Consider the following 22,914-nt stretch of genomic DNA (forward strand, 5'->3'; position numbering starts at 1 on the left):
GGTCGCCCCGCGGCGGGCCGGACGCGTCCCTACGAAGCGGAGGGATCCTGCCGTGCCGACCGATTCCCGCCTCCGGCGCTATCTGGTGTGCGAGCCCAGATATTTCGACGTGCAGTACGCCATCAATCCGTGGATGAGCCTGGACGCGCCGGTGGACACCGCGCGGGCCCGCCTCCAGTGGCAGACCTTGATCGACACGTACCGCGCGTACGGCCATGCGGTGGAGACCGTGAAACCGGTGGCCGGGCTGCCGGACATGGTGTTCGCGGCGAACGCGGCGCTGGTCCTGGGCGGCCGGGTCTTCGGCTCGTCCTTCCACGCGCCCGAGCGCCGCCCGGAATCCGCCGAGTACGAGAGCTGGTTCAAGGCCGCGGGCCATGACGTCCACCACCCGGAGTCGCTGTGCGAGGGCGAGGGCGATCTGGTGCCGGCCGGCGGCCTGATCCTGGCCGGCACCGGCTTCCGCACCAGCCGGGCCGCGCACGCGGAGGTGCAGGAGTTCTTCGGCGTCCCGACGATCAGCCTCCAGCTGGTGGACCCGTACTTCTACCACCTGGACACCGCCCTGTTCGCCCTCGACGACACGGGCGGCGCGGACGGTGCCACCATCGCCTACTACCCGGGCGCGTTCTCGGCCGGCAGCCGCGAGGTGCTGGAGCGGCTGTTCCCGCGGGCGGTGCTCGCCACCCGTGACGACGCGATGGCGTTCGGCCTCAATTCCGTTTCCGACGGCCGCCACGTCTTCATCGCCCCGCAGGCCACCCACCTCATCGACCAGCTGACCCACGAGGGTTACGTCCCCGTCCCCGTCGACCTGTCGGAGTTCCACAAGGCCGGCGGCGGCATCAAGTGCTGCACCCAGGAGGTCCGCTCATGACCACGCACGCCCGTACCGCAGCCGCCGGCGCGGCCCGCTCGTCGGCCGGACTGATCGGCGCCGAGACACCGGTCGTCGCACACAACTACCACCCGCTGCCCGTGGTCGTCGCCCGCGCCGAAGACGTCTGGGTCGAGGACGTCGAGGGGCGCCGCTACCTCGACATGCTGGCCGGCTACTCCGCGCTCAACTTCGGCCACCGCCACCCCGCGCTGACCGAGGCCGCGCACCGCCAGCTCGACCGTCTCACCCTCACCTCCCGCGCCTTCCACCACGACCAGCTCGCGTCCTTCGCCGCCTCGCTCGCCGAACTGACCGGCCTGGACATGGTCCTGCCGATGAACACCGGCGCCGAGGCGGTGGAGAGCGGCATCAAGCTGGCCCGCAAGTGGGCGTACGACGTCAAGGGCGTCCCGGCCGACCGGGCGACCATCGTCGTGGCGGCGGAGAACTTCCACGGCCGGACGACCACCATCGTCAGCTTCTCCACCGACGAGTCCGCCCGCAACGGCTTCGGCCCCTTCACCCCCGGCTTCCGCATCGTCCCGTTCAACGACCTCGCCGCCATCGAAGCGGCCGTCGACGAGACGACCGCCGCCGTCCTCATCGAACCCATCCAGGGCGAGGCGGGCGTCGTCATCCCGGACGACGGCTACCTCACCGGCGTACGCGAGCTGACCCGGCGGGCCGGCTGCCTGTTCATCGCCGACGAGATCCAGTCCGGGCTCGGCCGCACCGGCCGCACCCTCGCCGTCGACCACGAGTCGGTGCTGCCCGACGTCCTGCTGCTGGGCAAGGCGCTCGGCGGCGGCATCGTCCCGGTCTCCGCCGTCGTCGCCCGCCGCGAGGTCATGGAGGTGCTGCACCCCGGCGAGCACGGCTCCACCTTCGGCGGCAACCCGCTGGCCGCGGCGGTGGGCTCGGCCGTCATCGACCTGCTCGCCACCGGCGATTACCAGCGCAGGGCGGCCGAACTCGGCGAGGTCCTGCGGGCCGGTCTGACCACGCTGACCGGCAAGGGCGTCACCGGCTTCCGCGCCCGCGGCCTGTGGGCGGGTGTCGACATCGACCCGTCCCTGGGCACCGGGCGCCAGATCAGCGAACGCCTGATGGCCGAGGGAATCCTGGTCAAGGACACCCACGGCTCCACGATCCGGCTCGCCCCGCCGCTGACCATCACCCGCGAGGTACTGGAGTCGGCGCTGGCCTCGCTGGAGAAGGTGCTGGCCTAGGCAGCCCGGCGGACCCCCGAAGCGCGGCCCCGTCGGACGGCGGGGCCGCGCCGCTGCCGAGGAACCGCCGTCCGCCCCGCGGCGTCCAGGCCGGTACGGGCAACCGCCTGTGGGACGCGCCGAGATGGAGATCCGCGAGCCCGGCCTGATCCGAACGACAGGCGCTAAGGTCGGCAGCAGGACCACCAGGGCGAGGGGGAAGCCGTCGATGGCGCAGGACGAGGCCGTGATCGGCTGCACCGGTGTGCTGCTCATCGGCACCCGCGGCACCGCCGGGCCCGGCGAGGTCCAGGTGCGCGTCAGAGGCGGCACGGAGACGTTCCTCGCCTGGTCGGCCGAGCCGCTGGCAACCGGCACCCCCGTGCTCGTGATCGGTTCCCGCGGCACCCGCCAGGTCGATGTCATCGCCTGGACCGATCCGTTGGACGCGCTGAACGGCGAGGCCGGCAGCGCCGGTTGAGGAGTCAAGAAATGTTCGGTTACCGCGTACCGGCCCCTGACGAGGCCATGCTGATCTCGGGCGGCCGGCGAGGGCACGGGGAGGCGCCGTTCCGCGTGGTGATCGGGCACGGCAAGTTCGTGCTCCCGGTCTTCCGCAAGACCCGCTTCCTGACGCTGTCGATGTGCGAGTCCGAGGTCGCGGAGACCTGTGTGACCAAGCAGGGCATCGCGCTGACCGTCCGCGCCGTGATCGCCTTCAAGGTCGGCAACGACACCGAGAGCATCGTCAACGCAGGTCAGCGGTTCCTCTCCGACCAGGACCAGATGTCGGTCCTGACCGGCCGGATCTTCGCAGGCCACCTGCGTTCGATCATCGGCTCGATGACCGTCGAGGAGATCGTCACCGAGCGGCAGAAACTCGCCACCGAGGTGCTGGAGACGTCGAAGACGGAGATGGCGAAGATCGGCCTGATCGTCGACTCGTTGCAGATCCAGTCGATCGACGACGGTGACACCGGCTACATCGACGCGATGTCGGCCCCGCACAAGGCCGCGATCCAGCGGCAGGCACAGATCGCGCAGGCGCAGGCCACCCAGGCGTCGGCCGAGGCCGAGCAGGAGGCCGCGCGGAACCAGGCCGAATACTCGCGGCAGACGGCCGTGGTCCAGGCGCAGTACTCGGCCGAGGTGGACCGCGCGCAGGCCCAGGCGGCGCAGGCCGGGCCGCTGGCACAGGCGCACGCCCAGCAGGAGGTGCTGGCCGCCAGGACCGAACTCGCCGAGCGAGCCGCCCTGTTGCGCCAGCAGGAGCTGGTGGCGGAGGTCGTCAAGCCGGCCGAGGCGGAGGCCGAGCGGATCCGGCTGCTGGCGCTGGCCGATGCCGAGCGGATGAAGATCCAGGCCGAGGCCGCCGCCTCGCACGACCGGGTCGCGCTGGACCGGATGCTGATCGACCAGTTGCCGCAGATCGTCAAGGAGGCGTCGGCGGGCCTCTCCGGCGCCAACGTCAACGTCCTGAACGGCGCGGACGGCCTCGGCGAGATCGCGGCGGGTCTGGTCGGCCAGGGCCTGACGATCCTGGACTCGGTCCGCCGCAACATCGGCGCGTCCGACGGCAGCTTCGAGAAGCGCGACGGCCAGGAGGGCGAGGACCGCACGGCCGACAACGGGCCGGTCGAGATCCGTTAGGCCCGTTCACACAAAGTGATGTCCCGTCAGGTCTGCTGATCCTGGCGGGACTTCGTCATGTCATCCGCGAACCGCGCGGGCCGTGACCTTCCCGGCCGACCGGCCGATGGTGCGGGCGGGGAAAACGGACGGGGAAACAAAGAGGCATACCCACTCCTTGCCACTTTCAACTTATAGCGCACGGGGGGTCTTGCGGCAAGGCCCCCACCCTGGGGCAAAATTCGCGGGCCGAAGCCAGAACCTGCGGAAATGGGAGATTCACGAAGTGCGTGTGTTGTTGTCGGTGATGTCATGAACCCCTTGGCCACCAGCGCGTTCGACCTTCCCGTCCACCTCTCCGCCAAGGCCGAACCGGCGCTGACCGGCGGCGACGAACAGCACTTCGCGGCCGTCGCGGAGAGCCTTGAGCAGGCCATCGCCGAACTGTCCGACCGCCTCGACACCGTGCGCAGGGCGCCAGGCGGCACCGGCCGCGAGGCGATGGACCGGGACACGGAGATCCGCCGGCTCACCGGCCGGCTGCGCGCCCTGCGCCGCTTCGGCCTCGACCTGTGCCTGGGCCACATCGTCTTCGCGGACAGCCCCGAGCCCGTGTACGTCGGACGCCTCGGCCTCACCGACAGCACGGGCCGCCGACTGCTGCTCGACTGGCGCTCCCCCGCGGCCGAGCCGTTCTTCGCGGCGACCCACGCCCACCCGATGGGTCTGGCGAGCCGCCGCAGGTACCGCTGGACCCGCGGCCGGATCAGTGACTACTGGGACGAGGTGTTCACCGCCGACGGGCGTGCGGGGCATGCCGCGCTCGACGACCAGTCCGCCTTCATCGCCAGCCTGGGCAGCAACAGGTCGGACCGGATGCGCGACGTGCTCGCCACCATCCAGGCCGACCAGGACGCCATCGTCCGGGCCGGATCCCGCGGCGCCCTGGTCGTCGACGGCGGTCCCGGCACCGGCAAGACCGTCGTCGCCCTGCACCGCGCCGCCCACCTCCTCTACGCCGACCCCCGCCTCGGCCACCGCAGGGGCGGCGTCCTGTTCGTCGGTCCGAGCCGGCCCTACCTGGCCTACGTCGCCGACGTCCTGCCCAGCCTCGGCGAGGAGGGTGTGCAGACCTGCACCCTGCGGGATCTCGTCGCCGAGGGGGAAGGGGCCGCGGTCGAGGCCGACCCGGAGGTGGCCAGGCTGAAGGCGTCGGCCGGTCTGGTGGCGGCGATCGAGCCGGCCGTCGGCCTCTACGAGGAGCCGCCCGCCGAGGGGATGACGGTGTCCAGCCACTGGTCCGACATCTGGCTGAGCGCCGACGAGTGGGCGGCGGCGTTCGCCGCGGTGGAACCCGGCACTCCGCACAACGAGGCGCGCGAGCAGATCCGGGAGGAGCTGCTGGCGATCCTGATGGACAAGGACGACAGCGACGCCCCGCCCGAGCTGCTGCGGAGGTCACTGCTCCAGAACAGGGAGCTGATCACGGCCCTCCACCGCGCGTGGCCGATACTGGAGGCGACCGACCTCGTCGGGGACCTGTGGTCGGTCCCCGCCTATCTGCGCAAGTGCGCTCCCGGGCTCAGCACCGACGAGGTGCGCACGCTCCAGCGCAAGGACGCACCCCATGCCTGGACGGTGTCCGACCTGCCGCTCCTGGACGCGGCACGGCAGCGGCTCGGCGACCCGGAGGCGGACCGGCGAAAGCTCAGGAACCAGGCCCAACTCGCCGCCCAGCGCGAGCGGATGGCGCAGGTCGTCGACAACCTGATCGACGCCGCGGCCGACTCCGGCGCCGACGGTGACGAAGGCGAGGGCCTGGTGAGGATGCTGCGCGGCCAGGACGCCCAGGTCAGCCTGGTCGACGAGGCCGAACTGCCGCCCGCAGACCCGGACCTGCTCGCCGGTCCCTTCGCGCACATCATCGTGGACGAGGCGCAGGAGCTGACCGACGCGGAGTGGCAGATGCTGCTGCTGCGCTGCCCGTCCCGGAGCTTCACCATCGTCGGGGACCGCGCGCAGGCCAGGCACGGGTTCACCGAGTCCTGGCGGGAACGGCTGGAGCGGGCCGGGCTCGACCGGATCACCGTGGCCTCCCTGAGCGTCAACTACCGCACGCCGGAAGAGGTCATGGCGCACGCCGAGCCGGCCATCCGCGCCGCGCTCCCGGACGCCAATGTGCCGACGTCCATCCGCAGCAGCGGCATCCCCGTGGTCCACGGATCCGTCGCGGATCTGGACGCGGTACTCGGCGGCTGGCTCGCCGCGCAGGCCGAGGGCATCGTCTGCGTCATCGGCGCCGGTGAGAGTGCGGGCCGCGCGTTCCGGGCGACGTCCCGCGTCCGGTGGCTGACCCCGGAGCTGTCGAAGGGGCTCGAATTCGACCTGGTCGTCCTCGTCGAGCCGGAGGAGTTCGGTACGGGCGTCGAAGGCGCGGTCGACCGCTATGTCGCGATGACGCGGGCGACCCAGAAGCTCGTCGTCCTCACGCGCTCCTGACGCCGCAGGGGAGGCGTCACTCCTGCTCCGCGTCCCGCTCCCGCACGTGCTGCACCAGCCGGTTGAGCACGTCGACGGTGGTGGCGACGGCGTGGTCGTCGAGCCCTTCGAGCGCCTGGTGCAGTCCGGCCCTGCGGGCGTCCTGGAGGCGTTCGAGTACGGCCTTGCCGTGCGGGGAGATGACGACCTGCCGGGCGCGCCGGTCGGCCGGGTCCGGGGTGCGGGCGACGAGATCCTGCGACTCCAACCGGCTGATCTGGCGCGTCACATGGGACGGCTCGACCATCAGGAGGGCCGCCAGATCGCCGACCCGGCTGACGCCGCCGCTGCCGTCCAGCGCCATCAGCAGCCACAGGTCCGAACGCCCCGCCTTCACCCCTGCTCGCATCGCCAGCTGCTCGTGCGCCTGGGAGCGGGTGAGCAGGTAGGACACGGTGGCCAGCACTCTTTGCAGCGCGACGATGGGGTCCTGGTCACTCGCGGGCTCCGGCATGGGGGCACTGTAGCGGGGACGGCGACGGGCCGGACCCGGGCGGCGCGGACCTGAGGGGCGGACCTGACGCGGCGCGGGGCGGGGCGTGCACGCCCCCGCTGGGCGGAATTGAGCCAACCTCGTTCCGGCCCGATCCGCCCCTTCCCCCGTCAACTCGGCGTGGGTTAGCGTGAATCACGTTAATTGCTTTAGTCAGGTAAAGAGTTAACGAGCGGGTAATGACGAGGCCCGCCGACGCGGCACATCCGGTGCCGCCGGGCCCAGCCGGCCCGTCAGGAAGTGGCGCAACCCGCACCGTTCGGCACGGCACCGCCGTGTCCCGTTCGTGGAAGGACCAGCCCATGACGACTGCACCGCACACCGCAACCGCACCCCTCACCGTCCCGGCCACCCGGGCATCCGGCTGCCCCTTCGACCCGCCGCCGTCCGTCGAGCACGCCCGCAAGGAGGAGCCGGTCACCCGGGCCACCCTCTGGGACGGCTCCGAGTGCTGGCTGGTCACCCGCTACCAGGACGTGCGGGATGTGCTCGGCGACCCGCGCTTCAGCTCCGACGCCAAGCGCCCCGGATTCCCGTTCCTCACCGCCGGGTTCAAGGAGCTGGCGTCGTCGAACACCTCCAGCTTCATCCGGCAGGACGACCCGGAGCACGCCAGGCTGCGCCGGATGCTCACCGCCGACTTCATGATCAAGAAGGTGGAGGCGATGCGCCCGCAGGTGCAGGGCATCGCCGACGACCTGCTGGACCGGATGACCGAAGGCCGCACATCGGCCGACCTGGTCGCCGAGTTCGCCCTGCCGCTGCCCTCGCTGGTCATCTGCCTGCTGCTCGGCGTCCCGTACGAGGACCACGACTTCTTCCAGGAGCGCAGCCGGGTCCTGCTCAACCTCACCTCCACCGCGGATGACGTACGCGTCTCACAGGACGAACTGCTCGCCTACCTGGAGCAGTTGGCCGAGACCAAACGGAGCGAGCCGGACGACGGGATCGTCAGCCGGCTGGCCGCCCGCGGCGAACTCAGCAACCGGGACATCGCCGCGATGGGCCGCCTGCTGCTGGTCGCCGGGCACGAAACCACCGCCAACATGACGGCGCTCTCCACCCTCGCCCTGCTGCGCAACCCCCGCCAACTGGCCGCGCTCCGCGAGGATCCGGCGCTGATCAAGGGCGCGGTGGAGGAACTCCTTCGCTACCTGACGATCGTGCACAACGGCGTCACCCGGGTCGCCACCGATGACGTCACCATCGCCGGGCACACCATCCGCGCGGGCGAGGGCGTGATCTGCACGATCAACACCGCCAACCGCGACGAGGGCGTCTTCCCCGGCTCCGACGAACTGGACGTGAGCCGGGACGCCCGCCGCCACGTCGCCTTCGGCTTCGGCGTCCACCAGTGCCTGGGGCAAGGGCTGGCCAGGGCGGAACTCCAGATCGCCATCGAGACGCTGCTGCGCCGCCTGCCGGGGCTGCGGCTCGACATCCCCTTCGACGACGTGCCGTTCCGCACCGACATGGGCATCTACGGCGTCCACGCCCTGCCCATCGCGTGGTGAGGGCCACCGCCACCGCGCGGTGACCGCCACCCGCCGTCCCACCCGCCGGCCACCGGCCGGCCGCACCAGGAGGAGAACCATGCACATCACCGTTGACCAGGACAAGTGCTGCGGCGCCGGAAGCTGTGTGCTGGCCGCGCCCGATGTGTTCGACCAGCGCGACGAGGACGGCATCGTCGTCCTCCTCGACGCCAGGCCCGCAGCGGACCTGCACGAGGCGGTACGCGAGGCGGCGGCCGTCTGCCCGGCCGCCGCGATCACCCTGGAGCAGGCGCAGGAACGGGTCTGACACACATCTGACCGCGCAGGCGGACGGGCCGCGCCGGGGCAGGTACCCCCGGCGCGGCCCGCGGCGCTCCGGGGCGCCCGCGGTCAGCCGCCCGCCACAAGACCGTCGGCCACCAGACCGGCCTGCACCGCCTCACCCAGTGCCTGCACCGCGCTCTGCGGGCGCACCATCACCGTGAACTCCTTGATCAGCCCCGCCTCGTCGTACTGGAGCAGGTCGATGCCGTGGATCTCCTTGCCGTTCACGGTGGCCCGGAAGATCAGGACCGTCGAGTCTGCGGGGCCCGCCGCGGTGTCGGCCGTGCCCGCCAGCTCGCCGACGTACCGGAAGTCGCCGAAGGTCCGCAGCAGCACGCCGAACACGCCGAGCAGCATCGCCCTGCCCTCGAAGGGGCGGAACTTCACCGGGCTGCAGAAACGCACGTCCTCGGTGAACAGGCCCTCCAGAGCGCCGAGTTCACGCTTCTCCACCGCTTCCCTGAACCGTTCGGCAGTCGTCGTCATGGCGTCTCCCTCTCGTGCCGCGGCAGCGCGCAGCCACCCGCCGCATAGTCAGAATTATGACTATGGATTCCGGGGTCGATGCTGCCCACAGGACGCTCCCCGGAGCAAGACCCCCCGGCGATTCCTGATACCAAGACCTCAGAGGAGATCCCGGACGGCGGCGCGGCCGGGACGGTTGCGGGGCACGGCCCCGGCGCGAGAGGCGGAGAGGCGATGGCTCTGCGGCATGCGGTGCTGGCGGCGCTGCTGGACGGCGAGTACAGCGGCTATCAGCTGGCCAAGGCGTTCGACGCCGGGGTCGCCAACTTCTGGTACGCGCTGCCGCAGCAGCTCTACGCCGAACTGGCGGCTCTGGAGCGGGACGGGCTGGTCACCGGCCGCCAGGTGGTCCAGGAAACCCGGCCGAACAAGCGTCTCTTCACGGTCACCGACGCCGGGGTCGCCGCCCTGGAACACTTCGCGGCTGCCACGTCCAAGCCGTCCTTCATCCGCGACGACCTGCTGGTGAAGGTGCAGGCCGTGGACCGGATCACGGCCGCTCCTGTGCTGGCGCAGCTCACCGAGCGCGCCCGGATCGCGGCCGGCAAGGCGGAGGTCTTCGAGAAGCTGCTCGCGCGGCTGCGCGGCGGCCTGGACGAGGACACCTTCCTGGCCGGCGGCGCCCGCATCGGCCCGTACCTGACCTGCCTGCGCGGCCTCGCCTTCGAACGCGAGACCCGCGACTGGTGCGAGCGGGCCGCGGGGGTGCTGCGCGGGCGCCAGGCGTGAGGGCGCCGGGCGCAGGAGGCCGGGCGCCGCGCCTCAGCGCTCCGGACCCGTCCCCGGCGCCGCCGCGTCCAGCGTCCACGAAGCCAGCAGCCGCAGCGACTGCGCCGACGGCGAGCCGGGCTCCGCGTGATAGGTGATCAGCTGCTGGTCGGGATCGGCCGGCAGGGCCAGCGTCTCGTAGGCGAGGGTCAGCCGGCCGACCAGCGGGTGGTTGAGCACCTTGACGCCGAAGCCCTTGTCCTGGACGTCGTGGGCGGCCCACAGGCAGCGGAACTCGGCGCTCTTGACGGACAGTTCACCGATCAGCGAGGCCAGCTCGGGGTCGTCGGGGTTGCGGCCCGCGTCCCGCCGCAGGAAGCCGACGACGTCGGCGGCCTTCGCCTCCCAGTTCTCGTACAGGTCACCGGCGGCCGGGTCCAGGAAGACGTGCCAGGCCAGGTTGCGTTCCTTGCGCGGCAGCGCGGGGAAGTCGCCGAGCAGCGCGCAGGCGAGCCGGTTCCAGCCGATGATGTCGAGCCGCCGCCCGATGACGTAGGCCGGAACCGCGTCCATCGTGTCGATCAGCTGCTGGAGCGCGGGCCGCACCCGCTGCGGGCGGCCCGCCGGGCGCACCCGCCGGGGGAGCGGGCGGGCCAGATGCGCGAGGTGGTCGCGCTCGGCGCCGGTCAGCCGCAGCGCGTTGCCGATGGCGTCGAGCACCGCTGACGACACGTTCCGGCCGCGGCCCTGCTCCAGCCGGATGTAGTACGCGACGCTGACCCCGGCCAGCTGCGCCAGCTCCTCCCGCCGCAGCCCCGGCACCCGGCGCCTTCCGTGGTCGGGCAGTCCGACGTCCTGTGGCCGCAGCCGGGCCCGCCGGGAGCGCAGGAACTCGCTCAATTCGGTGCGCTGGTCCATAACCGCAGTATGCGCAGCCCACGGCCCGCCGGGGAAACGTGGCGGTTCATCGTGGGTGGTCCCGCCAGTGGTAGGAACGCCCGTCATACGTTGAAGGGGGCACTGGCTAGGGCTTTTGCCCGCCTGCATGCTCGGGTGCATGACCCACACCTCTGTCGCCGCGTACGCCGCACCCGCCCCGAAGGCACCGCTGGAGCGGACCACGATTCCGCGCCGCGAACTGGGTGCCCACGACATCCTGATCGACATCAAGTACGCCGGAATCTGCCACTCCGACATCCACACCGTGCGCGCCGAATGGGGCGACGGCGGGACCTTCCCGATCGTCCCCGGCCACGAGATCGCCGGTGTGGTCGCCGAGGTCGGCTCCGAGGTCACCCGCTACCAGCAGGGCGACCGGGTCGGCGTCGGCTGCTTCGTCGACTCCTGCCGCGAGTGCGAGAACTGCCTGGCAGGACTGGAGCAGTACTGCACAGGCGAGCTGGGCAACGTCGGGACGTACGCCGCCACCGGACGGGACGGTGAGCCCACCTACGGCGGCTACTCCACCCACCTCGTGGTGGACGAGAACTACGCGCTGCGCATCCCCGAGAGCATCCCGCTGGACGCCGCGGCCCCGCTGCTGTGCGCCGGCATCACCCTCTACTCGCCGCTGTCCCACTGGAAGGCGGGCCCCGGCAAGAAGGTCGCCGTCGTCGGTCTCGGCGGCCTCGGCCACATGGGCGTCAAGATCGCGCACGCGATGGGCGCCGAGGTCACCGTGCTGAGCCAGTCGCTGCGCAAGAAGGACGACGGCCTGCGGTTCGGCGCCGACCACTACTACGCGACGTCGGACCCGGCCACCTTCGAGGCACTGGCCGGCACCTTCGACCTGATCGTCAACACCGTCTCGGCCAACCTGGACCTCAACGCCTACCTCGGCCTGCTGCGCACCGACGGCACCCTGGTCCAGCTCGGCGCCCCGGAGAACCCGCTGCCGATCGCGCCGTTCGCGCTGATCCAGCAGCGCAAGTCGTTCGCGGGCTCGCTGATCGGCGGCATCCGCGAGACCCAGGAGATGCTCGACTTCTGCGGCGAGCACGGCCTCGGCGCGGACATCGAGGTGATCAGCGCCGACCGGATCAACGAGGCGTACGAGCGGGTGCTCGCCAGCGACGTCCGCTACCGCTTCGTCATCGACACCGCGACGATCTGACCCGACGCGGGCCGGACACCACGATCCGGCCCGGCCCGCTCCGGCGCCGCTCCCCCCGCAGGCGCCCGGAGCACCCACGCCCGGGACGGCCCCACCAGGCCGTCCCGGGCGTTCCCCTTCCGGCCGGGGCCACCGGTGAGGACGCACCCGGCACAGCATCTCCCCGCACCCCGCAAAAAGTTTTTTCGCTCCACCGGCAACCCCGGGTCCTGCCGCACGTCGTCAGAGGTGAGGGCGCCACCAGGCGCCGCCCGTCGACAGTGGAGCAGCACACCGTGAACCTCTCCCGCACTTCGCACGCAGCCGCGCCGTCCCCCTCCCCCGTGACGCGGAGCACCACCACCCGCGCCCGGCTGCGCAGCACCGCCGGTGCCGGACTGCTCGCCGCGCTCGCGCTGGCCGGTCTGTCCGCGGCCGGCCCGGCGTACGCCGACGACGCCGCCCCCGCGGCGCGTTCCGGGCACAGCGCGTCCGCGGAGCCTTCGGCCCGGCCCACCGAGGCCCAGCCGCAGCCGAGCGCCCCCGGGGAGCGGGCCACCGCGGTCCCCGCCCCGGTCCGCTCGCACCCCGGCCGCACCGTGCCCGACAGCCGCCCCAGCGCTCAGCCCGCCACCCCCGGCGACCGCACCCGCCCCGCGCCCGCACCCGCGCCCGTCGGCGGCAGCAGGGGCGACGCCGACAAGAAGGAACTCGCGCACACCGGTGCGTCCGACGGCACCACCCTCGCGCTGGGCGGCGGCGCCGCCGCACTGCTCGCCATCGGCGGCGGCACCGTCTACGCCGCCCGCCGCAAGCGCGCCTGACCCCCACCGCCCCTCCCTGGGAACCGATGGATTACGCACTCCCCCAGCCCGCCCCGGCACGGTTCGCCCTGCCGGGGCCGCGGCCTGCCCTGTGGCAGTGGCTGCGCCGCACCGTCCGCCCGTCCGCGACCCGCGACGGCGGCCGGCCCGGGTACGCGTCCCGCCACCCGTCCCCCGGCACCGCCGCCGTACCCCGGCCGCCGGACCCGCACAGTGCGCCCACGACGGCCCCGCCCCCGGAGCAACGGCCGACGATCGGCGAGCTGTACCACGCGCACCGGCTGGCCATGGTCCGTCTCGCCGTGCTGCTGGTCGACGACCGCGCCACCGCCGAGGACGTCGTCCAGGACGCGTTCGCCGCGCTCTGCAAACGCCACGGCGAGCGGCTCGCCGACGTCGACAACGCGCTCGCCTACCTGCGGACCGCCGTCGTCAACGCCGCCCGCTCGGTGCTCAGGCGCCGCCGCAGCGCACGCAACTACACCCCGCCGCACGAGGCCGACGCGCCGTCGGCCGAGGAACGGATCGTGCTCGACGAGGAGCACCGCGAGGTCATCGCCGCGCTGAACCAGCTGACCGCACGCCGCCGTGAGGTCCTCGTCCTGCGCTACTGGGGCGACCTGACCGAGGCGCAGATCGCGACGACCCTCGGCATCAGCCGCGGCTCGGTGAAGTCCCTCGCCAGCCGGGCCCTGGACGCACTGGAGAAGATCTTGGAAGAGCGGTCATGACCACCGAAGGCCACGACCCCGGCACCGAAAGGCCCGTGGAGACCCGGCTGCGGCACGCCCTCGCGGCGCGGGCCGACACCATCGGCCCGCGCGACCTGCGCCCGGCCCGGCCGCCGGTGCCCCAGCCACGGCGCGGCCTGCGCTCCGCCGTGGGCCACTGGACGCGTCGGTTCGCCCTGCCGCTCGCCGCCGCCGCGACCGCCGCGGCGGTCGCCTGCGGCTACGCGGCCCTGACCCCCGACGGGCCGCCGGCCCGCCCGTCCCCGGCCTCCTCGCCGACCCCCGTACCTGACTCCCCGACCCCGTCGCCGACCCCGTCCGTCTCCACCCCGTCCGCCAATCCTTCGGCCCCCAACCCCTCCCGCACTCCGGACCCCCGCAGGCTCCACCGCCCCTCCGCCACCCCTACGGACACCCCAGGCCGGGCCGCCCGGGAGGCGGGCAAGCCCCCGAGCAGCGCCCCCACCTCGTCACCGCCCGCGCTCCCCACCCCCCGCGCCGACGCCTCCACCCCGGGTGCCACCGCCCGCCCGTCCTCCTGAGCCGCCCTTCGACCTGCGTTAGCCGCGTGTTAGCCGATCAGCAGCAGCTGCGCGCAAGATCGTCGTACCGCGGGCCACCCGCCGCCGGTCATCGGCCATCGATCACCGGCCACCGCACGCCGTACGCCCAGGGGAGCCCCCATGCCGTTCGCCACCGCCGCCGGGCGCCGGGTCGCAGCCGCCGTACTGCTCACCGCGACCGCGCTGTCGCTCACCGCCTGCCGCGGCGGCTCGGGCACCGCCACCGCCGCCGCACCCGCGACCCCCTTCACCGCGTACGGCGACACCACATCCGGCACCGGCACCCCGGTCGCCTGCACACCCGAGATGCTCACCTTCCGGGCCGGTCCCGCAGGAGGCGGCAAACGGCCGGACGGCCCGCTCCTGCTGACCGTCACCAACTACGCCGACAAGGAATGCTCCTTCGCCGCCCAGCCGTACCCACTGCTGCGCCTCACCGAAAGGCAGCGGACGGCCGTCCCCGCAATCGAGGCCAGCAGGCCACCGGCCCCCGTCTCCCTCGCCCCGCACCAGAGCGCCTACGCCGCGGTCCGCACGCACCACACCTCGGCGGGCCACCCGCCGGGCCGGCACCACACGCGGATATCCCAGTTCGGCGTCGCGCTGGCCGTGGGCGCCGCACCGGCCCAGGTCGGCCTGGACAGCCGCGGCCCGGTACGCGTCGATCCTGACGCCGCCCGGGTCACGTACTGGCAGGCGCACCGCGCGGACGCCCTCCGGTGGTGAACACCCCACACCACACTCGCCGTCCACAACCTGTGCACAACTTTCGACCGCCCGGAACCCGGCTCCGCGCCCCACCCTCGCTCCTGATGTGCGGCACACCGATGCATCGATCCGGATTTACGGCCGATTGTCGCCTTCATACTCCCGTCGCATGGCTGCGCCCGCAGCCGCTCGCCCGGTAGGCTTTCCGTGTGATCTTCAAGCGCATCGGAAATGGGCGGCCGTACCCGGACCACGGCCGGGAGAGCACCCGTCAGTGGGCGGATGTCGCCCCGCGCCCGGTACGCCTCGACCAGTTGGTGACCACCAAGCAGCAGCTCGACCTCGAAACGCTGCTCGCCGAGGACTCGACGTTCTACGGCGACCTCTTCGCCCACGTCGTCAAGTGGCAGGGCGACCTCTACCTCGAAGACGGCCTGCACCGCGCCGTGCGCGCCGCCCTCCAGCAGCGCCAGGTGCTGCACGCCCGGGTGCTCGAACTGGGCTGAGCCCCGCGCCCGGCCCGGCGTGTCAGGCGTCGGCACCGGCCCCAGCTCCCCCTTGCCGCGATTGGCCCTTTCGGGTTGGCTCGCGCGCCACGCATTGATCATTTAGTAGGCATGCGCACGGGCCCGCACTACGCTGCGCCCATGAGCATGCTGACGCCCCCTGGCATGGGCGGTAAGAAGTACCGCATCACGGGCGACCGGCATCCGCGGATGCGTCGCCCCCGACACCGCCGCCGGATCGCCCTCACCATCGTCGCGGCGGTCTGCGTCCTGGGCCTGGCCGGCTGGGGCACCCTGCAGCTCATCGACGTGTTCGGCGGCACCGCGGGCAAGGCCCAGGCCGCCGAGAGCAAGGAGAAATGCGGGGACGGGCGGCCCGACGAGGGCAGAAAACCGGCCAGGCCCGCGGCCGGCCCCCCGCTGCCCGAGCCCGCCACCATGACCGTCAACGTCCTCAACGCCACCCAGCGCTCCGGCCTGGCCAAGCGCACCGCCGACGCGCTGAAGAAACGCGGCTTCATGATCGGCAAGGTCGGCAACGCACCCGCGGCCTACGACAAGAAGGTCACCACCAGCGGCCTGCTGCTCGGCCCGAAGGCGGCGGCCGACGGCCAGCTGAAGGTGCTCGGCACCCAGCTCACCGGCGCCAGGCAGCAGACCGACGACCGCAAGGACACCGCCGTCGACCTGATCATCGGCGACGCCTTCAAGGACCTGACCACGGCGAAGGACGCCGAGAAGTCCCTGGCGCGGCTCAAGCACCCCGCCCCGCCGCCGCCCGCCCCCGAGAAGTGCTGACGCATCCCGTCCGCACGGCATGACCCGGGCCCCCCGCCGCAGCACGGCGAGGGGCCCGGGTGATGTCAGGGGACGAGTTCCGGGAGGTCAGCCCGCCGTGCCGTACATCCGGTCGCCCGCGTCGCCGAGCCCCGGCACGATGTACCGGTCGGCGTTGAGGTGGTCGTCGACCGCTGCGGTGACCACCGTCACCGGCGTGCCGGCCAGGTCGCGCTCCATGACCTCGACGCCTTCCGGCGCGGCCAGCAGGCAGATCGCCGTGACGTCGTCGGCACCGCGCTTGATCAGCTCGCGGATCGCGGCGACCAGCGTGCCGCCGGTGGCCAGCATCGGGTCGACGACGTACACCTGACGGCCCGAGAGGTCGTCGGGCATCCGGGTGGCGTAGGTCTGCGCCTCGTACGTCTCTTCGTTGCGCACCATGCCCATGAAGCCGACCTCGGCGGTGGGCAGCAGCCTGACCATGCCGTCCAGCATGCCGAGACCGGCCCGCAGGATCGGGACGACCAGCGGCCTGGGGTACGAAAGCCGCACGCCGGTGGTCGTCGTCACCGGGGTCTCGATGTCGACCTGCTCGGTACGCACATCACGGGTGGCCTCGTACGCGAGCAGGGTGACCAGCTCGTCGGCGAGCCGCCGGAAAGTGGGGGAATCGGTGCGCTTGTCGCGCAGTGTGGTGAGTTTGTGCGCCACCAGCGGGTGGTCGACGACGTGGATCCGCATGACATCGACACTAACCGAGCCGGCGGGCCCCGGCGCCCGCCCGGTGCCCCGCCAGGACGTTCGCCGGCCCCGCAAGCCCCCGGGCATCAAACCGCCGCATCGGGGGAAAGTGGGCACGTACCCCGGTGCGCCGACTCGGCCCCGGGCGAGGACCTCACCCCGAGGTGGTGTGTGCCGCGTGACCGACTCCCAGCCTTCCGACGACACGCCGGACGCCGCGCCCGGCGCCCGCGAGGACGGGAGCGACGCGGCACGCCGGCGGCGACGGGCCCAATTCCTCCGCGAGTTGCACGAGGCGAAGGAGCTGCGGGCCCGCGTACAGCCGCGCCGCGCACGGGCCGCCCGGATGCGGCAGGCCGTACGGATGCGTACGTTCCGCTGGTAGCCGCCGCGGACCCCGCGCCACCGGCACGGCGAGGCGCCACGCGCGGGCCCGCACGCCTCTCGCCCGTGCCCGGAAAGCCCCCAACTCCCCCGCCCGCGCTCCGGCACGTGAGCGACATCTCTCACAACCGCCGCACGACGCAGCGCCGAAGACCCCGCGCGGACGCGTTGTTTCTGCCACGATTCCGACGGGGGCGGGACCAGTGACGTATCCGCGTCGCCCCGCCCGGCCCGGCACGTTATGACAGTGGGAGAGTCACGGTGTACTTCGCCGCACTGCTCGCGCGCACCGAAGACGGGTGGGAAGCGAGCGATACGGAGCTCGACGAAGTGGAAACGCTGACCGACCTGGCCGATCTGGCCCGGGAGGCGGCGGTCGACGACGACACGGTGGTCGCGTTCATCGAACAGGAGGACGCGTGGTTCGGCGTCGTCCGCGTGGACGGCGAGGAAGACCCCCGCGTCTTCGTCTCGCACGCAGCCGCCGCCGCCAAAAGCTCGTACGGCGCCATGCTGACCGAGGAACTGCTCGGCCGCGAGGACGACGACACGTCCGACCTCGACAGCCTCGACCTGGACGGTACGGAGGACGGCGAACCCGAAACGGATCCGAACGACGACAACGAGACGACGGCGGAGTCCACGAGCCACGCGCCGCCACCCGGCCCGCTCGGGGACGTCGAACTCCTCAGCGACCTGGGCGTCGGCCCGAAAGAGCTGCTCATGCTCGAAAACGACGCCCTGTCCCAGATCGCCGACGCCCTCGGCTGCACGGACGTCCTGGAGGCCGTGCGCTGAGCCCCGCGGGCCCGCACCCGCACCGCGCCGGGCCCGCGCTCCCGGTCACGTCCCCGACACTGGGGACATGACCGTCCCCCCATCCGCCCCCTCCCCCTCCCCGGCGCCCGACCCGCTGCGCGATCCCTGGATCGCGCCGATGCGGCAGGCGCTGGCGGAGGCCGCGCACGCTCCCGCGACCGGCGACGTCCCGGTGGGCGCCCTCGTCCTGTCCGCCGACGGCACCGTCATCGGCACCGGCCACAACACCCGCGAGGCCACCGGCGACCCGACGGCACACGCCGAGGTCCTCGCCCTGCGGGCCGCCGCCCGCACCCTGCGCGACACCGGGAGCGCCCGCCGCCCCGGCGACTGGCGCCTGACCGGCTGCACCCTCGTCGTCACCCTCGAACCCTGCACGATGTGCGCGGGCGCGATCGTGCTCTCCCGCGTCGACCGCGTCGTCTACGGCGCCTACGACGCGAAGGCCGGCGCCGTCGGATCCCTCTGGGACGTGGTCCGCGACCGCCGCATCAACCACCGCCCCGAGGTCATCACCGGCGTACTCGAAACGGACTGCGCAGCCCTCCTGACCACCTTCTTCCGCGACCGCTGACCCCTCCCGCCAACAGCTCCCGGCATCCGATTTCGGCCCACGGCCCCTCTTGGGCTAAGCTCTCTCTCGGTAGCGTGTCCGAGCGGCCGAAGGAGCGCGCCTCGAAAGCGCGTGAGGGGGCAACTCCTCCGTGGGTTCAAATCCCACCGCTACCGCTTGCAACACCCCTCTGATCTGCGGAAACGTGGTCAGGGGGGTGTTTTGCTCGCTGCATGTGCAGCGAGATTCGCTGCACAGCGCTTCCGACGAGGCCGCCGCTTTCGCCAACTGCCCTACGGACAAAGGCTTCTGCAGCAGCCCTCGGTGGGATCGCCGTCCCACCGATCCCAGCGAAGGTGAGAACGACATTCCCGGGTGCCGCAGTGAGATCCACGTATTCCTACGGCAGCACTGGAAAGCCGGGGCATCAGGCACGGCGAACGAACCCGGTGGCCGGAAGCAGGGCACGTGAGTTTCCGAGCAGCGCGGCGGCGCCGGCCTCTTCGGCGCCCCCGAGACCGACCAGGGCGGAGGCTGCTGCACCCCGGCACCGTAACTCGACCAGTTCGGCGCATCGGCCACCACGGCCAAGGCCGAGGGCGCTACCGACGGCGGCTGCTACGCATCTTGATCGGCCTCAGCGCCTAACAGGGCGGGGCTACGCCCGGTTCTCTGAGTCGGGTCGGCCCCGCCCGTCCTCCATTTACCAGATGACGTCTCCCGGCGGTTGACCGCACTGCGGCCACCTCACCAATCCCCCTCTGTGATCGCCTAAGGAACCCGGAGAGTGGCCCGCGCGCTCCGTCTGAGAGGTCCGGAGGCCGCACCGGTAGACCTTGGTGGTGCGCTCCAGGGCTCTTGACGGTTGGCGGTCCAAAAGGCCGTGAGCGACTCGGCGGCTTGACTCCTACAGGCGCGAGTCGACCCAATCGCGCACGTCGTGGCGGAGCAGCAGCATGGCGGCTGCGGGCATGCCCAGCACGACCAGCACCGACAGGCCCAAGGCGACGAACACCAACCTGAAGCCGGCGGGAAGCTTTGCCATCACGGCCGCCAGCGTGAAGACAGGGAAGAAGACGCCTTGGATGCGGGTCATCATGAGGATGTAGGGCCCCCCGCGCCACACCCGGTACCCGCACGCGGCTACCACAGCCACCCACAGCCACAACGGCCATCCCCTGGACAGGAAGTCGAGGGCATGGAAATGAATCTGGTGCGAAGTGATGGAAACCTGGGCGGCATAATCCGAGGGAAAGTGCAAGGCATTGAAGAGGGCCTTGACGATGGAGTTAACGACGAAGACGACGACGGGGACGGCGAAGAGGGCCGCTGACACGGGGAGCAGCCAGAACGCGGCGATCAGCGGCACGCTCAGCTTCACCGCCCACGGGCGCGGTGTCGTGGGCGTGACCCGCGCTGGCACGCCGGCCCGCTGGTAGACCTTCTGCAGGGCGCGCGGCAGTGCTCGCTGTGTGCGACGTGCGAGGCCGATCAGTGGGAACCTGCCGTCCAGCATCTCCCAGTGCGGTGTCCAGTCACTGTCGAACCAGATCGCAGCACGGACGTAGCGTCCCCGCAGGAGGCGGTGCCGCAGTCGCTTCGGCGGGTAGTCCGGCAGCCCATTGGGAAACCGGCCCCCCAACGACTCGCGGAACTTTGTGTATTGCTGTCGGTCGCGGCTGACGAGGAGGACCAAGCGGGTGGGTTCGTCGCGCGCCACCAGCTTTTCAACCTCCCAAGTCAGGCCCCTTCCCGCTCCGGTGGCCAGCAGGACGAGTCCGGCGCGATCGAGCGCGGCGCGCACCTCGGTCTTCCAGGTCCCGTCCGAGGCGTAATGGCGCTCGGCGCCGAGCCGCGGCAGCTGGTCGTCCGTACTCCCGAGCGCGACCAGCCGCCCGAACGGCGCGAACGCACGGCCGACTTGGTCCTCCTCGGTGCGCAGATGAGCGGGTGTCGGCAGCATGGAGGTGAACAGCAGGCGGAACCATCGCAGTGCAGCTACCTGGGAGAAACCATCGTCGTCCTTGAACGACCGGAGGAACAACACAATCCGCTCGTCCGCGGGGAGGCCCTGGAGGCTGGTCAGGACGGGCGCCAGATGCTGCCGCCCCCGCAGTACTGCCAGCACACCGGCCACCACCAAGACGGCACCGGTCGCCAGCAGCCCCCACGCGGTCCAGACCGATGTGCCCCCGTAGAACCCTAGGCACCCACTGCCCAGCGTCAGTGCGACCCAGCCCAGGGTGCTCAATCGTCTGCCCCGCTGCGGATATTGTTCGATCTCGGCGGCCTGGCGGGGCGAACGGTTTAATCGGGACGGCGTCGTCCCCTCAGTGCGTAGTTCCGGCATCTCGCTCCATCAGGTCGAGTCGGCGCACGCTGTTTTTCTCACGGTAGTGCTGAGAAGATGTGCCTGTGGGGGTTTCAGACGAATCAACCGTGCAGTGGATATGGGACCGTCAGAGCGTCTGGTCGCAGGCGGCCGGTCACGCCAAGCGCGCGATCACACGGGCCAGGACGGTCGCCCTCGTGCTGGGCGTGACAGGGGCGTGTGCCGGCACCACTGCCGCGCAGGTCATGGCGTGGAGCGACATGGCAGGGAAGAGTCTGGCGTTCCTGTCTGCCGTCGCGGTGGGGCTTGTGCCGCTGGCCACCAAGAGGGCGGGCCCCCAACAGGTCCGTGACTGGACCCGATTGCGCTCCGTCAGCGAGCAGCTCAAGAGTGAGCTCTATGCGTACCTCGCCCACGTCGCCCCCTACCGGGACGCGGACGCCCCCCAAATGCTTCTGGACCGCACCGAGCGGGCCCTCACGGACGCCTCCGACCTCGTCGGCCATACCGTCGCCCTCACCCCACGTCGGCGCGCGCTGCCGGCCGTCACCGATGTCGGGTCCTATCTGGAACTGCGGGTCGTCGGCCAGATTGAGGGCTACTACCTGCCCCGGGCCGCATACATGAGCCAACTGAACTCCCAAGTACGCCGATTAGAGGTGGTGTTGGCTGCGACCGCGGCGGTTCTAGGAGCGGTATCCGGAGCCTTCGGGGCCGACTGGGCCACCGCGTGGGTTGCGACGATCACCACAGTGGCCGCCGCGGTCACCGCGCACGCGGCGGCCTCCCGATACGCCTACCAGGAGATGGAGTTCTCCCGTACCGCCGCGGAACTGGAAAGCCTGACGGCACATCGCACGGAGGACGCCGACCCCGCAACCGACGACGCCTTCGTCGATCAGTGCGAACGGGTCATCTCCGCACAGAACGAGGAGTGGAGGGCGAAGTGGCTCAGCGAGTAGACCATCACGATGGCCGCAACCGGTCACCCCTGCCACCAAGGGCTACCTGAGCGGGAACCGGTCAGGCAAGTTCACGCACAGCTCGTCCAGCTCGGCGCACCGGCCGCCACGGACAGGGCCGAGGACGCTGCGGAAGGCTGATGCTGCGGCTCCTGATCTACCCCAGCACCTGACAAGGCGGTGCTGCGACCGGTTCTCCAAGCTGGCGCGGTCCCGCCCGTTCTCCGCTTCCCGGATGATGTCTCCCGGCGGCCGATCGCACTGGGGCCCGCCTCAAGAATCACTCTCTGTGATCATCAAAGGGGGCAGGAGAGCGACCCACGCGCTCCATCTGACGCGCCTCGGCGCCTCGCCGGAGCCCGCCTCCCGGCGCTTCAATGAGAAGCACATTCGAGGCGATGGAAGGCCCCACCGACGCTCGCTGCACATGCAGCGAAACCCGTCATCGAACGGCACGTAACGCCACCCAACGGCACCGAAACACACCCTCTCACCTGCCCTTTCAGAAAAACCCCAGGTGAGATGCCTCATCTTGACGGGTTCAAATCCCACCGCCACCGCTCATGAACACCCCTCTGGCTGCAGAAACGCAGTCAGAGGGGTGTTTTGCGTGCTGCGCAGGCAACACGGCGGTGCTGCACAGTGTGCTCCGACGAGGCCGCAACTACCGCCAACTTCCCTGCGGGCAAGGGGTGTTGGAGTACCCCTCGGCGGGACCGCCGGATACGGATCCCGGCGAAGGTGAGGGCGACGTTCCCGGATGTCGGAGCGAGATCTACGCACCCACTGGGGCAGGTTGGCGGACGAGTCCGTTCAGGCTCGGTACTGGGCGAAGGTGTACCGGGTGTCGTCGGAGTCGGGATGGCGGTTCCGGTTCGCGGGTCTCTCTGGCACCGGGCACCAGGCACCGGGCACCGGGCACGCGAGTTTCCGGGCGGAGTGGCCGGCCCGGCGCCGCGATCCCCACGGCCCCTCGCGGACCTCCGTGGCTCGGCCTTACCTGTTCGCGTGTGGTGTGTCAGTGGGACGTGAGTGAGGCGTTGCCGGAACGTCAGCGGCGCCGGGAAGAGTGGTGTCCACACCGCGGGAACGGCCAAGGAAGTCCCGCACGAAACGCA

The 22,914-nt window shown here is 71.6% G+C and carries 24 protein-coding genes and 1 tRNA gene; 20 read left to right on the forward strand and 5 right to left on the reverse strand.

Annotated features, from left to right (window positions below):
- Nucleotides 1-52 precede the first annotated feature (52 nt).
- The 5 genes from ddaH (at nt 53) to helR (ending at nt 6,216) form a co-directional block, all read left to right on the forward strand.
- Nucleotides 53-877 (forward strand): dimethylargininase, encoded by an 825-nt coding sequence (gene ddaH, locus ACGFNI_RS34250; protein ID WP_393689418.1) that lies wholly within the window; start codon nt 53-55, stop codon nt 875-877.
- A complete protein-coding gene (gene rocD, locus ACGFNI_RS34255) occupies nt 874-2,109 on the forward strand; it encodes an ornithine--oxo-acid transaminase (protein ID WP_393689419.1) in 1,236 nt (411 codons plus the stop codon). Before ddaH ends, rocD begins: the two co-directional genes overlap by 4 nt.
- A 208-nt stretch (nt 2,110-2,317) precedes the next feature.
- A complete protein-coding gene (locus ACGFNI_RS34260; RefSeq protein WP_393689421.1) occupies nt 2,318-2,569 on the forward strand; it encodes a hypothetical protein in 252 nt (83 codons plus the stop codon).
- Nucleotides 2,570-2,580: 11 nt separating this feature from the next.
- Nucleotides 2,581-3,738: an SPFH domain-containing protein gene (locus ACGFNI_RS34265; RefSeq protein WP_393689423.1), complete on the forward strand. Its 1,158-nt coding sequence runs from the start codon at nt 2,581-2,583 to the stop codon at nt 3,736-3,738.
- A 291-nt stretch (nt 3,739-4,029) separates the two neighbouring features.
- Nucleotides 4,030-6,216, forward strand: a complete 2,187-nt coding sequence (gene helR, locus ACGFNI_RS34270; protein ID WP_393689424.1) for an RNA polymerase recycling motor ATPase HelR — start codon at nt 4,030-4,032, stop codon at nt 6,214-6,216.
- Nucleotides 6,217-6,232: 16 nt separating this feature from the next.
- On the opposite strand, the gene ACGFNI_RS34275 is transcribed toward helR, so the two are convergent.
- Entirely contained in the window at nt 6,233-6,709 is a 477-nt protein-coding gene (locus tag ACGFNI_RS34275; RefSeq protein ID WP_393689426.1) for a MarR family winged helix-turn-helix transcriptional regulator, read from the reverse strand.
- Nucleotides 6,710-7,050: 341 nt separating this feature from the next.
- Between ACGFNI_RS34275 and ACGFNI_RS34280 the strand changes: the two genes are divergently transcribed.
- Nucleotides 7,051-8,262, forward strand: coding sequence for a cytochrome P450 (locus tag ACGFNI_RS34280; protein ID WP_393689428.1), 1,212 nt, complete (start codon nt 7,051-7,053; stop codon nt 8,260-8,262).
- Nucleotides 8,263-8,341: 79 nt separating this feature from the next.
- Nucleotides 8,342-8,551 carry a ferredoxin gene (locus tag ACGFNI_RS34285; protein WP_393689430.1) on the forward strand — a complete coding sequence of 70 codons (210 nt, stop codon included), beginning with the start codon at nt 8,342-8,344 and terminating at the stop codon, nt 8,549-8,551.
- A gap of 83 nt (nt 8,552-8,634) precedes the next feature.
- Here the strand turns inward: ACGFNI_RS34285 and ACGFNI_RS34290 are convergent, their stop codons facing one another.
- Nucleotides 8,635-9,054 (reverse strand): nuclear transport factor 2 family protein, encoded by a 420-nt coding sequence (locus ACGFNI_RS34290; RefSeq protein ID WP_393689431.1) that lies wholly within the window; start codon nt 9,052-9,054, stop codon nt 8,635-8,637.
- A gap of 213 nt (nt 9,055-9,267) precedes the next feature.
- On the opposite strand from ACGFNI_RS34290, the gene ACGFNI_RS34295 reads away from it, so the two are divergent.
- Complete coding sequence (locus tag ACGFNI_RS34295; RefSeq protein WP_393689433.1) at nt 9,268-9,822, forward strand: PadR family transcriptional regulator; 555 nt, start codon at nt 9,268-9,270, stop codon at nt 9,820-9,822.
- Nucleotides 9,823-9,855: 33 nt separating this feature from the next.
- Here the strand turns inward: ACGFNI_RS34295 and ACGFNI_RS34300 are convergent, their stop codons facing one another.
- Nucleotides 9,856-10,719 (reverse strand): helix-turn-helix transcriptional regulator, encoded by an 864-nt coding sequence (locus ACGFNI_RS34300; RefSeq protein WP_393689435.1) that lies wholly within the window; start codon nt 10,717-10,719, stop codon nt 9,856-9,858.
- A gap of 139 nt (nt 10,720-10,858) precedes the next feature.
- On the opposite strand from ACGFNI_RS34300, the gene ACGFNI_RS34305 reads away from it, so the two are divergent.
- The 7 genes from ACGFNI_RS34305 (at nt 10,859) to ACGFNI_RS34335 (ending at nt 16,023) form a co-directional block, all read left to right on the forward strand.
- Nucleotides 10,859-11,914 carry an NAD(P)-dependent alcohol dehydrogenase gene (locus ACGFNI_RS34305; RefSeq protein ID WP_393689437.1) on the forward strand — a complete coding sequence of 352 codons (1,056 nt, stop codon included), beginning with the start codon at nt 10,859-10,861 and terminating at the stop codon, nt 11,912-11,914.
- A gap of 323 nt (nt 11,915-12,237) precedes the next feature.
- Nucleotides 12,238-12,717 (forward strand): LPXTG cell wall anchor domain-containing protein, encoded by a 480-nt coding sequence (locus ACGFNI_RS34310; RefSeq protein ID WP_393689439.1) that lies wholly within the window; start codon nt 12,238-12,240, stop codon nt 12,715-12,717.
- A 26-nt stretch (nt 12,718-12,743) separates the two neighbouring features.
- Nucleotides 12,744-13,448: an RNA polymerase sigma factor gene (locus tag ACGFNI_RS34315; RefSeq protein WP_393689441.1), complete on the forward strand. Its 705-nt coding sequence runs from the start codon at nt 12,744-12,746 to the stop codon at nt 13,446-13,448.
- Complete coding sequence (locus tag ACGFNI_RS34320; RefSeq protein WP_393689443.1) at nt 13,445-13,990, forward strand: hypothetical protein; 546 nt, start codon at nt 13,445-13,447, stop codon at nt 13,988-13,990. Before ACGFNI_RS34315 ends, ACGFNI_RS34320 begins: the two co-directional genes overlap by 4 nt.
- Before the next feature lie 141 nt (nt 13,991-14,131).
- Nucleotides 14,132-14,737: a DUF4232 domain-containing protein gene (locus ACGFNI_RS34325; RefSeq protein ID WP_393689445.1), complete on the forward strand. Its 606-nt coding sequence runs from the start codon at nt 14,132-14,134 to the stop codon at nt 14,735-14,737.
- Between the two features lie 191 nt (nt 14,738-14,928).
- Nucleotides 14,929-15,225 (forward strand): type II toxin-antitoxin system VapB family antitoxin, encoded by a 297-nt coding sequence (locus tag ACGFNI_RS34330; RefSeq protein WP_003986294.1) that lies wholly within the window; start codon nt 14,929-14,931, stop codon nt 15,223-15,225.
- Between the two features lie 141 nt (nt 15,226-15,366).
- Entirely contained in the window at nt 15,367-16,023 is a 657-nt protein-coding gene (locus ACGFNI_RS34335; RefSeq protein ID WP_393689447.1) for a LytR C-terminal domain-containing protein, read from the forward strand.
- Between the two features lie 87 nt (nt 16,024-16,110).
- On the opposite strand, the gene upp is transcribed toward ACGFNI_RS34335, so the two are convergent.
- Nucleotides 16,111-16,746 (reverse strand): uracil phosphoribosyltransferase, encoded by a 636-nt coding sequence (gene upp / locus ACGFNI_RS34340; RefSeq protein ID WP_393689449.1) that lies wholly within the window; start codon nt 16,744-16,746, stop codon nt 16,111-16,113.
- A 169-nt stretch (nt 16,747-16,915) separates the two neighbouring features.
- On the opposite strand from upp, the gene ACGFNI_RS34345 reads away from it, so the two are divergent.
- From ACGFNI_RS34345 to ACGFNI_RS34360, 4 genes are all read left to right on the forward strand, one after another.
- On the forward strand, nt 16,916-17,131 hold the full coding sequence (locus ACGFNI_RS34345) for a hypothetical protein (RefSeq protein ID WP_393689451.1): 216 nt from the start codon (nt 16,916-16,918) through the stop codon (nt 17,129-17,131).
- A gap of 260 nt (nt 17,132-17,391) precedes the next feature.
- On the forward strand, nt 17,392-17,928 hold the full coding sequence (locus ACGFNI_RS34350; protein WP_393689453.1) for a hypothetical protein: 537 nt from the start codon (nt 17,392-17,394) through the stop codon (nt 17,926-17,928).
- A gap of 67 nt (nt 17,929-17,995) precedes the next feature.
- Nucleotides 17,996-18,523 (forward strand): tRNA adenosine(34) deaminase TadA, encoded by a 528-nt coding sequence (gene tadA, locus ACGFNI_RS34355; protein WP_393689455.1) that lies wholly within the window; start codon nt 17,996-17,998, stop codon nt 18,521-18,523.
- A gap of 68 nt (nt 18,524-18,591) precedes the next feature.
- Nucleotides 18,592-18,678, forward strand: a tRNA-Ser gene (locus tag ACGFNI_RS34360).
- Between the two features lie 731 nt (nt 18,679-19,409).
- Here the strand turns inward: ACGFNI_RS34360 and ACGFNI_RS34365 are convergent.
- Nucleotides 19,410-20,852 carry a hypothetical protein gene (locus ACGFNI_RS34365; protein WP_393689457.1) on the reverse strand — a complete coding sequence of 481 codons (1,443 nt, stop codon included), beginning with the start codon at nt 20,850-20,852 and terminating at the stop codon, nt 19,410-19,412.
- 89 nt (nt 20,853-20,941) lie between these two features.
- Here ACGFNI_RS34365 and ACGFNI_RS34370 point away from each other — a divergent pair, with 89 nt between their 5' ends.
- Nucleotides 20,942-21,796, forward strand: a complete 855-nt coding sequence (locus ACGFNI_RS34370; protein ID WP_393689458.1) for a DUF4231 domain-containing protein — start codon at nt 20,942-20,944, stop codon at nt 21,794-21,796.
- Nucleotides 21,797-22,914: the final 1,118 nt, after the last annotated feature.

Origin of the sequence: Streptomyces sp. NPDC048644 (assembly GCF_043199105.1) — a bacterium.
In the GTDB taxonomy this organism is placed as follows: domain Bacteria; phylum Actinomycetota; class Actinomycetes; order Streptomycetales; family Streptomycetaceae; genus Streptomyces.